Origin of the sequence: Halorubrum sp. Eb13, from assembly GCF_002252895.1 — an archaeon.
Taxonomy (GTDB): domain Archaea; phylum Halobacteriota; class Halobacteria; order Halobacteriales; family Haloferacaceae; genus Halorubrum.
Genome location: NZ_NHPE01000064.1, coordinates 1 through 11753, shown reverse-complemented (window position 1 = coordinate 11753; position 11753 = coordinate 1). Strand labels below are relative to the sequence as shown.

Here is an 11753-nt window from a genome sequence, read left to right as displayed (position 1 = left end):
GCCCGCCTCCTCGACGCCCGCCGAGTTCGCGGCCGCGGCCGTCGACGCCGGCGTCGACGCGGAGCCGGTCGGAGACCTCACCGCCGTCTTCGAGCGGGTACGGTACGGGGGCGAGGAGGCGACCGAGGAGCGCGAGCGCCGGGCCGCCGAGGCCCTCCGGCGGATCGAGGAGCGCCACGGGGGTGCGGAGTAGTGGTCCGGCCCCTCGTCGCCCTCGGCGTGGCGGCGGTCGCGGTCGGCTTCGTCGCCGCCGTCGACCGCGGGGTCGCGAGCGCGCTGGACCCCTCCGAGACCGTGGTCACGCTGATCGGCGCGCTCGGCGTGGTCCAGGGGCTCAGGTACGCGAACGCCAGACGGAGGCGGCGACGCGAGGCGGCCGCCCCCGGCGACCCGGAGCGGCGGGCGCCGGCCGCGGTGCCCGGCGCCGACCTCGACGACCGGATCGAGCGGGCGACCGGTCCCGCGCGCGGCGGACACCGAGCGCGTCGACAGGTCCGCGAACGGGTCCGAGAGCTGGCGGTCGCGACCGTCGCCCGCGAGCGAAACGTCTCGGTCGAGGCGGCCGAGCGCCTCGTCGAGACCGGCGACTGGACCGGCGACGCGACCGCCGCCGCGTTCCTCGCGCGCTCGTCGTCTTACCCGGTCCGGGTCCGGCTGCGGGCGATGGTCACCGGGCGCTCGCGCTACGAGTTCGGCCTCCGGGCCGTCGTCGACGCGATCCGCCGGGCGGAGGGAGAAAGAGGCGCCGGCGGCGCGGAGGCGACGCCGGAGGCCGACCGATGAGCCGGGGTCGCCGGTCGGCGGCGGTCGACGCCGGAGGGGCGGCGGATAGCGAGGAGAGCGACGACGAGGGAAGCGACGACGAGGGAGGGGGGGACGGCGAGGGAAGCGACGACGGGCCCGCGACGACCGAACGCATGACCCGCCGCGAGGTCGAGACGGGGCGGTGGGACGGGATCCGCGGTGCGGCGCTCGCGCTGGTCGGCGTCGGCGTCATCGCCCGGCGGCCGGGGCTGGTGCTCCTCGGCGCGGTCGGGGTCGGCTACGCCCTCTACGCAGGCGTCGGCGAGGCGCCGGCCGCGACGCTCGACGTCACCCGGACGGTGAGCGACGCGACCCCCGAGCCCGGCGACGAGGTGACCGTCGCGGTCCGGGCGCGCAACGTCGGCGACGTCCCCGTCGCCGACCTCCGGCTCGTCGACGGGGTTCCGCCGGCGCTGGAGGTCGTCGACGGTCCCGCGCGGATCGCGACCGCGCTCCGCCCGGGATCGGCGGCCGCGTTCGAGTACGCGGTCCGCGCGACCCGCGGCGAGCACGAGTGGGAGGCGGTCACGGCGATCACGCGCAACCCCTCCGGATCGCGCGAGCGGACGACCGCGATCGAGCCGGCCGACCCCGCGCGGGTCGTCTGTACCCCGGAGCTGGCCGCCGGCGGCGACCTCCCGCTCCGGGGGCTGACGACGCGGTACCACGGCCGGATGCCGACCGACGTCGGCGGGGCGGGCGTGGAGTTCCACGCCACTCGCGAGTACCGCCGCGGCGACCCGCTCAAGCGGGTCGACTGGAACCGCCGGGCGCGGACGGGGGAGCTGGCGACCGTGGAGCTCCGCGAGGAGCGCGCCGCCACGGTCGTCCTCCTGATCGACGCGCGGGAGTCCGCGTACGCCGCGCCCGAGCCGGCGGCGGAGACGGCGGTGGAGGCGAGCGTCGGCGCCGCCGGGCAGGCGTTCCGCGCGCTCCTCGACGGCGGCGACCGCGTCGGGATCGCGGCGCTCGGCCCCGTCGACTGCTGGCTCGCGCCGGGCGCCGGCTCGGCGCACGCCGCGCGGGGCCGCGACACGCTGGCGACCGACCCCGCGCTGGCCCCGACCCCGAGCGGGGACCGGTTCTACCGGTCGCTGTGGCTCCGCCGGTTCCGGCGGCGGCTCCCGGCCGACGCGCAGGTGCTCTTCTTCACCCCGCTCGTCGACGACGCGGCCGCGTCGATCGCGCGCCGGATCGACGCGCACGGCCACCTCGTCACCGCCCTCTCGCCGGACGTCACGGCCGGCGAGACCCCCGGCGAGCGGCTCGTGGGATTCGAGCGCCGCGAGCGGCTTCGGGAGCTCCGCTCGGCTGGGATCCGCGCGGTCGAGTGGGACGGGGAGTCGTTCCCCGTCGCGGTCGCGCGAGCGACGAACAGGTGGTCGCCGTGAGCGCCGGGTGGTCGCCGTGAGCGCCGACGGCTCCCCCGCCGACGGCGGCGCGAACGCACCGACCGACCGACCCGAGCGCGACGCCCGCCCCCCGACGCTCGCCGTCGTCGTCGCCCTCGTCGCGGCCGCGGTCGCGAGCCTCGCGGGGTTCCTCGCCGCGCCGCTCGGGGGCGCCCTCCTCGGCGCCGCGACGGTCGGACTCGTCGCCGGGTCGTTCCGGCGGTCGCACCGGCTCCTCTCGTGGGCGGCCGGGGTCGGAACCGTCGGGCTCGCGGTCGCGGGGTATCGGGGCGGAGGCGTCGAGGCGCTGCTCGTCGGCGGCGTCGCGCTCGCGGTCGCGTGGGACGCCGCGGACCACGGGCTCTCAGTCGGCGCACAGGTCGGCCGCGAGGCCCGGACCCGGCGGAACGTCGCCGTCCACGCCGGGACGACACTGCTCGTCGGCGCGCTCTCGGTCGGCGTCGTCTACGGCGTCTACCTCGCCGCCGCCGGGTCGCAGCCTGTCGCGGCCCTCGCGCTGCTCCTGTTCGGGGCGGTGGTGCTGGCGTCCGCGCTCCGGTGAGGTGGTCCGAGACGGCGGGCGGTCGGGCCGGCGGCGATCGCTTGCCCTTTTGTACTCCCCCGCCGACGCTCCGGTATGCGCACTGCAGCGACCGCCACGGCCGCGGCGTCGGCGGCGACGACAGCGGCGACGGCGGGACGCGTCGGGTGGTCGGCGTGACGGACCTCGTGACGTTCGGCGAGACGATGCTCCGGCTCTCGCCGCCGCGCGGCGACCGGCTGGAGACCGCCCGGACCCTCGGCGTACAGGCGGGCGGCGCGGAGAGCAACGTCGCGGTCGGCGCGGCGCGGCTCGGCGCGGACGCCGTCTGGCTCTCCAAGCTCCCGGAGTCGCCGCTCGGCCGCCGCGTCGTGAGCGAGCTCCGGAGCCACGGCGTCCGGACCGGCGTCGCGTGGGCCGACCCCGAGTCGAGCCGCGTCGGGACGTACTACCTCGAACACGGCGGCGAGCCCCGCGGGACGAGCGTGATCTACGACCGGGCCGACGCCGCGATCACGACGGTCGAGCCCGACGAGCTCCCGACCGCCGCGCTGGAGTCGGCCGAGCGGTTCCACACGACCGGGATCACCCCGGCGCTCTCCGAGCGGGCCGCGGAGACGACGACCGCGCTGCTCCGCGCCGCGGGGGAGGGCGGGGCGACCCGCTCGTTCGACCTGAACTACCGGGCGAAGCTCTGGGACCCCGAGACGGCCCGGGCGGCGTACGAGGAGCTGTTCGCGCACGTCGACACGCTGTTCGTCCCGCGGCGCGACGCCCGCGAGGTGCTGGGCCGCGAGGGCGACGCCGTCGAGATCGCCCACGGGCTCGCCTCCGAGTTCGGCTTCGACACGGTCGTCGTCACGCGGGGGAGCGAGGGCGCGGTGGCCCTGCGGGACGGCGCGGTGTACGAGCAGAGCGTCTTCGACGCGGAGACGTTCGACGCGATCGGCACCGGCGACGCGTTCGTCGCGGGGTACCTCGCCAACCGGCTCGACGGCGGCGATGTCGCGGACGGACTGGAGTGGGCCGCCGCGGCCGCCGCCCTGAAGCGCACCGTCGACGGCGACCTCGCCGTGATCACGCCCGATGACGTGGCCGACGTCGTCGACGGCGGCAGCGGCATCGACCGCTAGCGACCGATCGGGCTCCGATCCGGCCGGCGTCTCCGTTCCGGCCGTCGCCCGCGTTCCGACCCGTTTATAGTCGCCGGCCCGCCCCGTCAGGGTATGACCGACGACGAGCGACGGAGCGAGCTCATCGCCGCGCTGCGGGCGGCCGACGCCGTCCGATTCGGCGAGTTCGAGCTCTCGCACGGCGGCACCAGCGACTACTACGTCGATAAGTACCTGTTCGAGACCGACCCGGACGCGCTGACGCTCGTGAGCGAGGCGTTCGCGGCTCGGCTCGCCGACACGGACGCGAAGCTCGCGGGGGTCGCGCTCGGCGCGGTCCCGCTCGTGGCCGTCACGGCCGCCGAGCTGGGGCGCCCGTACGTCATCGCGCGCAAGTCGGCGAAGGAGTACGGCACCGGCAACCGCATCGAGGGCCGGCTCGACGAGGGCGAGGAGGTCGTCGTGTTGGAGGACATCGCCACGACCGGGCAGTCCGCGGTGGACGCCGTCGAGGCGCTGCGCGAGGCGGGCGCGACGGTGGACCGCGTGCTCGTCGTCGTCGACCGCGAGGAGGGGGCCGCGGAGCTGCTCGCCGACCACGACGTGGAGCTGGAGTCGCTGTTGACGGCGACGGAGCTGCTGGCGGAGCGGGACGCGGAGTAGCTCGCAGACCGCTTTTCAAACCGGCGTCAGGCCTCGGGCGCCTCGACCGTCGGCACCGCGACGCGGTCGAGGGCGTCGGCGATCACGTCGCGCTTGTCGACGTCGTTGACGGCGGCGTCGGGGGTGAGCACGAGCCGGTGCGCGAGCGTCGGCTCCGCGACGCGCTTCACGTCGTCGGGGGTGACGAACTCGCGGCCGGCGACGACCGCGGCGGCGCGGGCGGTCTCGAACAGCCGCTGGGTGCCACGGGGCGAGACGCCCACGTCGACGCGGCGGTCCTCGCGCGTCGCGCGGACGAGCGCGGCCATGTACCCGAGCAGGTCGTCCTCGACGCGCACCGTCTCGGGCACCTCGCGGAGCGCCGAGACGGCGTCGGCGTCGAGGACGCGGTCGACCGTCGGCGCCTGCTCGGCGCGACCCGCGCGGCGGCGGAGGAGCTCAACCTCGCCGTCGTCGTCGGGGTAGCCGATCGAGGTCTTGATCGCGAACCGGTCGAGCTGGGCCTCCGGCAGCGGGAACGCGCCCTCGCTCTCGACGGGGTTCTGCGTCGCGATGACGTAGAAGGGGTCGGGCAGGGCGTGGGTGTCGCCGTCGACGGTCACCTGGCCCTCCTCCATCGCCTCCAGCAGCGCGGCCTGCGTCTTCGGCGGCGCGCGGTTGATCTCGTCGGCGAGCACGACGTTGGCGAAGACCGGGCCGGGCGAAAAGGCGAAGGAGCCGTCGCGCTCGTCGAACACGTTCGTCCCGGTGACGTCGGACGGGAGGAGGTCGGGCGTGAACTGCACCCGGGAGAACTCCAGGCCGAGCGCGGTCGCGAACGAGCGCGCCGAGAGGGTCTTCCCGGTGCCGGGCACGTCCTCCAAGAGGACGTGGCCGCGGGCGAGGATCCCGAGCGTGACGCGGTCGAGGAACTCGCGGTCGGCGACGACCGCGCCGCCGACCTCGTCGACGACGCGCGAGCAGGCCGCCGCCGCTTCGGGGACGTCCATACCGGGCGCACGGGGGCCGCGCCGAAAAGCGTTGCCGGCGGCGGTCGCCTCGGCGACGCGTCGAGGCCGCTCCCGAGGTCGGCATCGGCGATCGAAACGCATAACAGCGGAACCGGCCAACCGGCAAGTGAGCCGAGGTAGCCTAGCCTGGCCAAGGCGGTAGATTCGAAATCTACTGTCCATTCGGACACCGGAGTTCAAATCTCCGCCTCGGCGCTTCTCTCTCACCCGCTCCGCCCAGCGACGCGGCCGCGGTCGAAGGGATCCCATGAGCGGTCACCGAGCGCCGCGGCGGGGAAAGAGCCATCCCTCGTCGAGGCGACGGAATCGTATGCCGGACGCGACGCTGTACGACCGGCTCGGCGGCGGGCCGGCGATCGGCGCGGTCGTCAACGAGTTCTACGACCGAGTGCTGGCCGACGAGCGGGTGGCGCACCACTTCGACGACGTGGAGATGGCCGATCAGCGCTCCCACCAGACGAAGTTCCTGAGCGCGGTCACCGGCGGCCCGATCGAGTACGGGGGCGACGACATGGAGACGGCCCACGGAGGGCTCGGCGTCACGGACGCGGAGTTCGACGCGATCGCGGCCCACCTCGACGCCGCGCTCCGCGAGTTCGACGTCGACGACGCGGACCGCGAGGCGGTACTGGAGGCGGTCGAGGCGTTCAGAGAGGACATCGTCGAGGCGTGACGCGGAGGGAAACCACCGACCGCGCCCGTCGCCTACGGCTGCCCGCCCAGCGACTCCTGTTCGGATCCGGAGTCGCCCCGCAGCCGCCGTCGCCGCTTGTCGTACGCCGCCTCCAGCTTCGCGTTGGTCGCCCGCGAGACGAGGTAGCAGTCGACCGCGTCGTCGTCGCGGGGGTGCGCGCTCGCGACCCAGACGTGGCCGTCGCCCGTCGAGAGGTCGGCCGCCCACCGCTCCGCGGCCGCGCGGCTCTCGAACGCGTGGCGGGGACCGTCCTCGAAGACGAGCCGCCCGACCTTCGCGTTCCGCTTGCGCGCCGAGGGCTTCACCGCGACGACGACGCTCACGGGCGACGTTGGGGCGTCGTCGCTTAAAAACCTCGTCAGACGCCCCCGGTCGCGGAGCGGAGCGACGCGAGCGGCGGCGAAAGCGCCTCGCGGAGCGGGTACGAACGAACCGCAAGAAACCAGACCCCCGATTCCGTACCCGTGCGCATGAGCGAGCCGGACTGGTACGAGGACGCGACGATCTACTCGCTGGACGTCAAGACGTTCAACGACGGCGACGGCGACGGCTGGGGGGACTTCCGCGGGGCGATCGAGCGGCTCGACTACCTCGACGAGCTCGGGGTCGACGCGCTCTGGATCCGACCGTTCTACCCGAGCCCGCTCCGCGACAACGGCTACGACGTCGCCGACTACTACGGCGTCGACGACCGGCTCGGGAGCCTCGCCGACTTCCGGGAGTTCGCCGACCGGGCGCACGAGCGCGGGATCCGCGTGATCACCGACCTCGTCTTCAACCACACCTCGAACGAACACGAGTGGTTCCGACGGGCGCGCGAGGACCCCGAGTCGGAGTACCACGACTACTACCTGTGGACGAGCCACCTGGCGGACGCCCACCAGCGCGGGAACATCTTCCCGGAGTACGAGGACGGCGTCTGGTCGTACGACGAGGTCGCGGACAAACACTACTTCCACCAGTTCTACGGCCACCAGCCCGATCTCAACGTCGCGAACCCCGCGGTCCGCGAGGAGCTGTACGACGTGCTCCGCTTCTGGCTCGACCGGGGCGCCGACGGCTTCCGGATCGACGCCGCCCACCCGATGCTGATGCCGAAGGGCCACGACGCGACCACCCTCGACGAGACCGACCTCGGCGACCCCATCGAGCTGTTCAAGGAGATGCGCCGGGTCGTCGAGGCGGAGCAGTCCGACGCGGTGCTGCTGGCCGAGGCCGACGACGAGCCGGAACACCTCGACTACTACTTCGGCGACGGCGAGGCGTTCCACCTCCAGTTCAACTTCGTGATGAACGCGCACCTCACGTACGCGGTCGGCGTCAAGGACACCTGGCCGCTACAGCGCGCCGAGGAGGTCCTCCCCGACGTCTCCGGCGTCGGCACCTGGGTGAACTTCCTGCGGAACCACGACGAGTGGAACCTGCTGAAGCTGCCGGAGGAGGCGTTCGAACACGCCCGCGGGTACTTCGGCGACGACGACGGCGACTCGTGGATCTTCGAGCGCGGCCACCGGCTCCGGCTGGCCGACCTGTACGACGGCGACCCCGGTCGGATCGCCGTCGCCCACAGCCTGCTCTTCTCGCTGCCCGGCTCCGTCGCGCTCCAGTCCGGCGACGAGATCGGGATGGGCGCGGACCTCTCCCTGCCCGAGCGCGAGGCCGTCCGCACGCCGATGCAGTGGGACGACTCCCCGAACGGCGGCTTCTCGACGGCCGCCCCCGAGGAGTGTTACAACCCCGCGGTCGACGAGGGGCCGTCCGCCTACGACCGCGTGAACGTCGCCGCCCAGCGCGGCGACCCCGACTCGCTGCTCTCGCGGGTCGAGGCGCTCGTGGCGGCCCGCGACGCCTGTCCGGAGATCGCCCGCGGCGACTACCGCGCGCTCGAGACGGACCACAAGGAGACGCGCGTTCACCGGTTCGAACACGACGGAACCGTCCTCCTCTGCGCGCACAACCTCGCGGACGGGTACCGCGAGGAGGTCGTCGGGTTCGACGTCGACCCGGACACCGTCGAGCACGTCGTCGGCGACGGCGAGCACCACGTCGCGGAGGGGGGCGTCACGGTCGAGCTCGACGCCTGCGACTACGCGTGGCTGCGCGGCGAGAAGCGCTGAGGGCGGCGACGGCGGGTCGGGAATTCCTTCGCTCAGTCGTCCGCGAGCGAGGCGACGTCCGGGACCGAGCCGTCCTCGGCGGCGGCCGAGAGCAGGCGGTCGAGCCCGTCGACCATCGCGACGACGCTGGCGCGGGTGATGTCGGCGTCGGTCGAGGAGACCGAGACGGAGCGGTCGCCGCGCGAGAGGTCGACCTCGACGGTGACGACCGCGTCGGTGCCGCCCGTGATCGCGTCGACGTGGTAGGAGTCCAGGTCGAAGGAGACGCCGCCGGTGCCGTCGCTCTCGGCGCCGTCGCCGTCGCCCGCCAGCGCGGCCCGCACGGCTTCGAGGCCCGCGTCGACCGGACCGGCGCCCGTGCCGGAGGCGACGCGCTGCTCGTCGCCGACGCGGAGCCGGACCGACGCCGTGGGGAGGTTCCCGCCGGAGGTGGCCGAGAGGTCGACGAGCTCGACGCGGCGGTCGCGCTCGCGGCCCTGCACGTCCTCCGTGATCGCGAGCAGGTCGGCGTCGGTGACGCGCTTCCCGCGGTCCCCGAGCTCCTTCACGCGGCTCACGACCTCGCTCAGCTCGTCGGCGTCGACCGCGACGTCGTGCTCGGCGAGCGCGGCCTTGACGCCCGCGCGGCCGGCGTGTTTACCGAGGACGAGCCGGCGCTCGCGGCCCACCGTCTCCGGCGGGTACGGCTCGTACATCGTCCCGTCCTTGAGCGTGCCGTCGGTGTGGATCCCCGACTCGTGGGCGAAGGCGTTGGCGCCGCAGACCGCCTTGTTCGGCGGGAGCGCGACGCCGGTCGCCTCCGAGACGGTCCGGCAGAGCCGGTAGAGCCGCGCTAACTCGACCGTGTCGACGTCGTACGATCGGGCGAGCGCGACGGCGACCTCTTCGAGGGCGACGTTGCCGGCGCGCTCGCCGACGCCCATCACGGTGCCGTGGACGGTGTCGGCGCCGGCCGTCAGCCCCGCGTGGACGTTCGCCACGCCGAGGCCGAGGTCGTCGTGGGTGTGGAGGCTCGTCGGGCCGAGGTCGGCGAGCCGGGAGACGACCTCGGCGGTGCGCTCCGGGTCGGCCGCGCCGACGGTGTCGCAGTAGCAGATCCGGTCGGCGCCCGCGTCGAGGCCGGCGCCGAGCAGGCGTTCGAGGTAGTCGAGGTCGGCGCGGGAGCCGTCTTCGCCGAGCACCTCGACCCAGAGGCCGTGGTCTTTGGCGTACTCGACGAGCTCGACCGTCGTCTCGACCACCGCCTCGCGGGTCGACCCGACCTTCGTCTCGACGTGCTTGTCCGAGGCGGGGACGACGAGGTTGATCCCGTCGACGCCGCAGTCGAGCGCGTGGTCGACGTCCCGCTTCACGCCGCGGGCGAAGCTCGTCACGGTCGCGTCGAACCCCTCGTCGGCGACCCGGCGGATCGCCTCGCGCTCGCCCTCGGAGGTGCACGCCGAGCCGGCCTCGATCAGGTGCATCCCCGCGGCGTCGAGCTCGCGGGCGACGTCGACCTTCTCGGCCGGCGTCAGCGAGACGCCGGGCATCTGCTCGCCGTCGCGCAGGGTGGTGTCTAACAGCTGTACCTCGTCGAGTTCGGTGAGTGGTGTTCGGGTCAAAAGGAAGTCCGTCGGCTCTGCGGTGGGTTCGGGGTCGGTGCCGCCGCGGGGCGGTCGTGCCCCGGAGTCGTTATCGCCGGAGAATTTCGCGGCCAGCCGCCGGGAGGCGACTTCCTCTATCCTCCGAACGACCACGATCGTCTCGTGTCATTCGTGTCCGTGCCGACGCGTCACACACGTATAAACGGACGGGTCGCGACAGGAATGACCAACGGATCGTCGGCGAGATCGGTGGTTCGTCGAGGATCCGCCGACGTGGTCACGCGCGCCAAGGGCGGCAGGATTACACGCGCGGGTCGAGAGCGGGCCCGCGTGAAACGAGTCGCGATCGACGACGTCGACGTCGTCACGAACCCGATGGACGTCCACGACGTGCGCAAACCGGTCTCTCGGGCCCTCGGCACCGAACACGTCGCAATGAACTACTTCGAGCTCGCGCCCGGCGACGCCCTCTCCGGCGGACTCCACGCGCACGGTGACCAAGAGGAGCTGTTCTACGTCCGCTCCGGCACCGCCACCTTCGAAGTGGGCCGGGAGCGCGAGCGCGTCGACGTCGGGGCCGGCGAGCTGATCCGGTTCGCGCCCGGGGAGTTCCAGTCCGGGTTCGTCCGCGAGGACGCCGACGAGGAGGTGGTCGCGTGGGCGGTGGGCGCGCCCGGCGCGCGTCACGACTGGGAGGTGATCGAGTCGCTGATCGAGTGTCGGACCTGCGGCGAGGAACTCCCGCACGCGACGGAGCTGACCGACGAGGGCCGGTTCCGGTTCACGTGCAGCGAGTGCGGCGCGTCGTTTTCGCCGTAGGGGCCGGCGGCTGCCTCATCCCAGCAGCGACCGGAACGACCGGCGACCGACGCCGCACTCCTCGCGGTAGTCGCAGGCCGAACAGCGGTCGTCGTCGACGCGCGACGGCGGGCCGTCGACCGCGCGGGCCGCCCGCAGCGCCCGGCGGTAGGCGGCCTTCCTGCGGGTGGTGAGTCGGACCTCGCGCACGGCGCCGACGGTCGGGTACTCGACCAGCGCGCGCGGCACCTCGCGCTCGCGCTCCCACGCGACCGCCTTCGCGACGGCGACCGCCCTGACCGACTGCGGCTCCCAGACGCCGTTTTCGGGGGGCTCGCCCGGCGAGACGACCGTGGGGACGGGCGGGTCGTCGTCGGTGGAGTCGGCGGCCTCGGCAGCGCCGGCGGTGTCGCCCCCGCCGGCGAGCACCTTGTGCACCGTTCCGTGACAGTCCTTCCCGGAGACGAACGCGCGTTCGCGTTCGGGATCGATGAGGCGGTCGTAGTCGTCGCGCTCGCGGAGCCGGTCGAGGTTCCGGCGGTACGCGGCCGGCGAGCGACGGATCGGGAGCCGCCGGAGGGTTGCGTCCGGCGCGTCGGCGAGCGCGGGGTAGCGGTAGGCGAGGTCGATCCGGGCGCGGGCGTCCGCCGGAACCGTCCGGTCGTCCTCGCGGCGGGCGTAGTAGAGCTGTCGCGGGCAGTAGGCCGCGCGGGCCACGTCGCTGAAGGGGGTCACGAGGTGGGTGGGCGCGGTTCGATTGATAAAGAGTGCGAGGTCGCGATCGATCATTTATAAATGGATGTCGTCGGTATTGCGGTGACAACGTTCGATTTTCCGGCCGCTCGTTTATAAGCGATTGATTGCAAAACGATAGTAAACACTGCCAAAGCCCCAGCCGCGAAGACTCGCGTGACTCGCCGCGGTCCTCAGTCGCTCGCGTTGCTCGCTCCTTGCGGTCCTTGCGTCGTCAGGCTTCGTCTTCGCGGCTGCTCTTTTGAGTCCCACCCGGACCGCACCGCAACCGCACCTCACGCCTCCCC

13 protein-coding genes and 1 tRNA gene are annotated in these 11753 nt (G+C 73.7%); 10 read left to right on the top strand and 4 right to left on the bottom strand.

The features are described from left to right. The 6 genes from DJ75_RS07540 to pyrE all read left to right on the top strand — a co-directional run. Positions 1-193 (top strand): DUF4129 domain-containing protein (locus DJ75_RS07540; RefSeq protein ID WP_141211992.1); only part of this gene is annotated, 193 nt, incomplete at its 5' end. Then, positions 193-783 (top strand): hypothetical protein, encoded by a 591-nt coding sequence (locus tag DJ75_RS07535; protein ID WP_094523899.1) that lies wholly within the window; start codon positions 193-195, stop codon positions 781-783. The genes DJ75_RS07540 and DJ75_RS07535, both read left to right, overlap by 1 nt. 134 nt (positions 784-917) lie before the next feature. Further along, entirely contained in the window at positions 918-2195 is a 1278-nt protein-coding gene (locus DJ75_RS07530; protein WP_394338272.1) for a DUF58 domain-containing protein, read from the top strand. A 16-nt stretch (positions 2196-2211) separates the two neighbouring features. Beyond that, positions 2212-2757 (top strand): hypothetical protein, encoded by a 546-nt coding sequence (locus DJ75_RS07525; RefSeq protein ID WP_176451159.1) that lies wholly within the window; start codon positions 2212-2214, stop codon positions 2755-2757. Positions 2758-2903: 146 nt separating this feature from the next. Continuing rightward, positions 2904-3869, top strand: a complete 966-nt coding sequence (kdgK1, locus tag DJ75_RS07520; protein ID WP_170938302.1) for a bifunctional 2-dehydro-3-deoxygluconokinase/2-dehydro-3-deoxygalactonokinase — start codon at positions 2904-2906, stop codon at positions 3867-3869. Positions 3870-3962: 93 nt separating this feature from the next. After that, positions 3963-4511 (top strand): orotate phosphoribosyltransferase, encoded by a 549-nt coding sequence (pyrE, locus tag DJ75_RS07515; protein WP_094523897.1) that lies wholly within the window; start codon positions 3963-3965, stop codon positions 4509-4511. A gap of 26 nt (positions 4512-4537) precedes the next feature. Here pyrE and DJ75_RS07510 read toward each other — a convergent pair whose 3' ends face one another. Next, a complete protein-coding gene (locus tag DJ75_RS07510) occupies positions 4538-5500 on the bottom strand; it encodes a MoxR family ATPase (RefSeq protein WP_094523896.1) in 963 nt (320 codons plus the stop codon). A gap of 131 nt (positions 5501-5631) precedes the next feature. On the opposite strand from DJ75_RS07510, the gene DJ75_RS07505 reads away from it, so the two are divergent. Next, positions 5632-5716 (top strand) — tRNA-Ser (locus DJ75_RS07505). A 115-nt stretch (positions 5717-5831) separates the two neighbouring features. Beyond that, positions 5832-6194: a group 1 truncated hemoglobin gene (locus tag DJ75_RS07500; RefSeq protein WP_094523895.1), complete on the top strand. Its 363-nt coding sequence runs from the start codon at positions 5832-5834 to the stop codon at positions 6192-6194. A gap of 32 nt (positions 6195-6226) precedes the next feature. Here the strand turns inward: DJ75_RS07500 and DJ75_RS07495 are convergent, their stop codons facing one another. Next, positions 6227-6538 carry a hypothetical protein gene (locus DJ75_RS07495; protein WP_094523894.1) on the bottom strand — a complete coding sequence of 104 codons (312 nt, stop codon included), beginning with the start codon at positions 6536-6538 and terminating at the stop codon, positions 6227-6229. A gap of 147 nt (positions 6539-6685) precedes the next feature. Here DJ75_RS07495 and DJ75_RS07490 point away from each other — a divergent pair, with 147 nt between their 5' ends. Further along, on the top strand, positions 6686-8332 hold the full coding sequence (locus DJ75_RS07490; protein ID WP_094523893.1) for an alpha-amylase family protein: 1647 nt from the start codon (positions 6686-6688) through the stop codon (positions 8330-8332). Between the two features lie 32 nt (positions 8333-8364). On the opposite strand, the gene DJ75_RS07485 is transcribed toward DJ75_RS07490, so the two are convergent. After that, a complete protein-coding gene (locus DJ75_RS07485; protein WP_176451426.1) occupies positions 8365-9933 on the bottom strand; it encodes a (R)-citramalate synthase in 1569 nt (522 codons plus the stop codon). 312 nt (positions 9934-10245) lie between these two features. Here DJ75_RS07485 and DJ75_RS07480 point away from each other — a divergent pair, with 312 nt between their 5' ends. Next, positions 10246-10734 carry a cupin domain-containing protein gene (locus DJ75_RS07480; protein WP_094523891.1) on the top strand — a complete coding sequence of 163 codons (489 nt, stop codon included), beginning with the start codon at positions 10246-10248 and terminating at the stop codon, positions 10732-10734. Between the two features lie 15 nt (positions 10735-10749). On the opposite strand, the gene DJ75_RS07475 is transcribed toward DJ75_RS07480, so the two are convergent. Beyond that, positions 10750-11502, bottom strand: coding sequence for a hypothetical protein (locus DJ75_RS07475; protein ID WP_094523890.1), 753 nt, complete (start codon positions 11500-11502; stop codon positions 10750-10752). Between the last annotated feature and the right edge of the window lie 251 nt (positions 11503-11753).

Bases quoted from the DNA above. Each gene is read 5' to 3' on its own strand.
- DJ75_RS07530 (WP_394338272.1), top strand. From the start codon at position 918: ATGACCCGCCGCGAGGTCGAGACGGGGCGGTGGGACGGGATCCGCGGT.
- pyrE (WP_094523897.1), top strand. From the start codon at position 3,963: ATGACCGACGACGAGCGACGGAGCGAGCTCATCGCCGCGCTGCGGGCG.
- DJ75_RS07500 (WP_094523895.1), top strand. From the start codon at position 5,832: ATGCCGGACGCGACGCTGTACGACCGGCTCGGCGGCGGGCCGGCGATC.
- DJ75_RS07490 (WP_094523893.1), top strand. From the start codon at position 6,686: ATGAGCGAGCCGGACTGGTACGAGGACGCGACGATCTACTCGCTGGAC.
- DJ75_RS07475 (WP_094523890.1), bottom strand. From the start codon at position 11,502: ATGATCGATCGCGACCTCGCACTCTTTATCAATCGAACCGCGCCCACC.
- DJ75_RS07510 (WP_094523896.1), bottom strand. From the start codon at position 5,500: ATGGACGTCCCCGAAGCGGCGGCGGCCTGCTCGCGCGTCGTCGACGAG.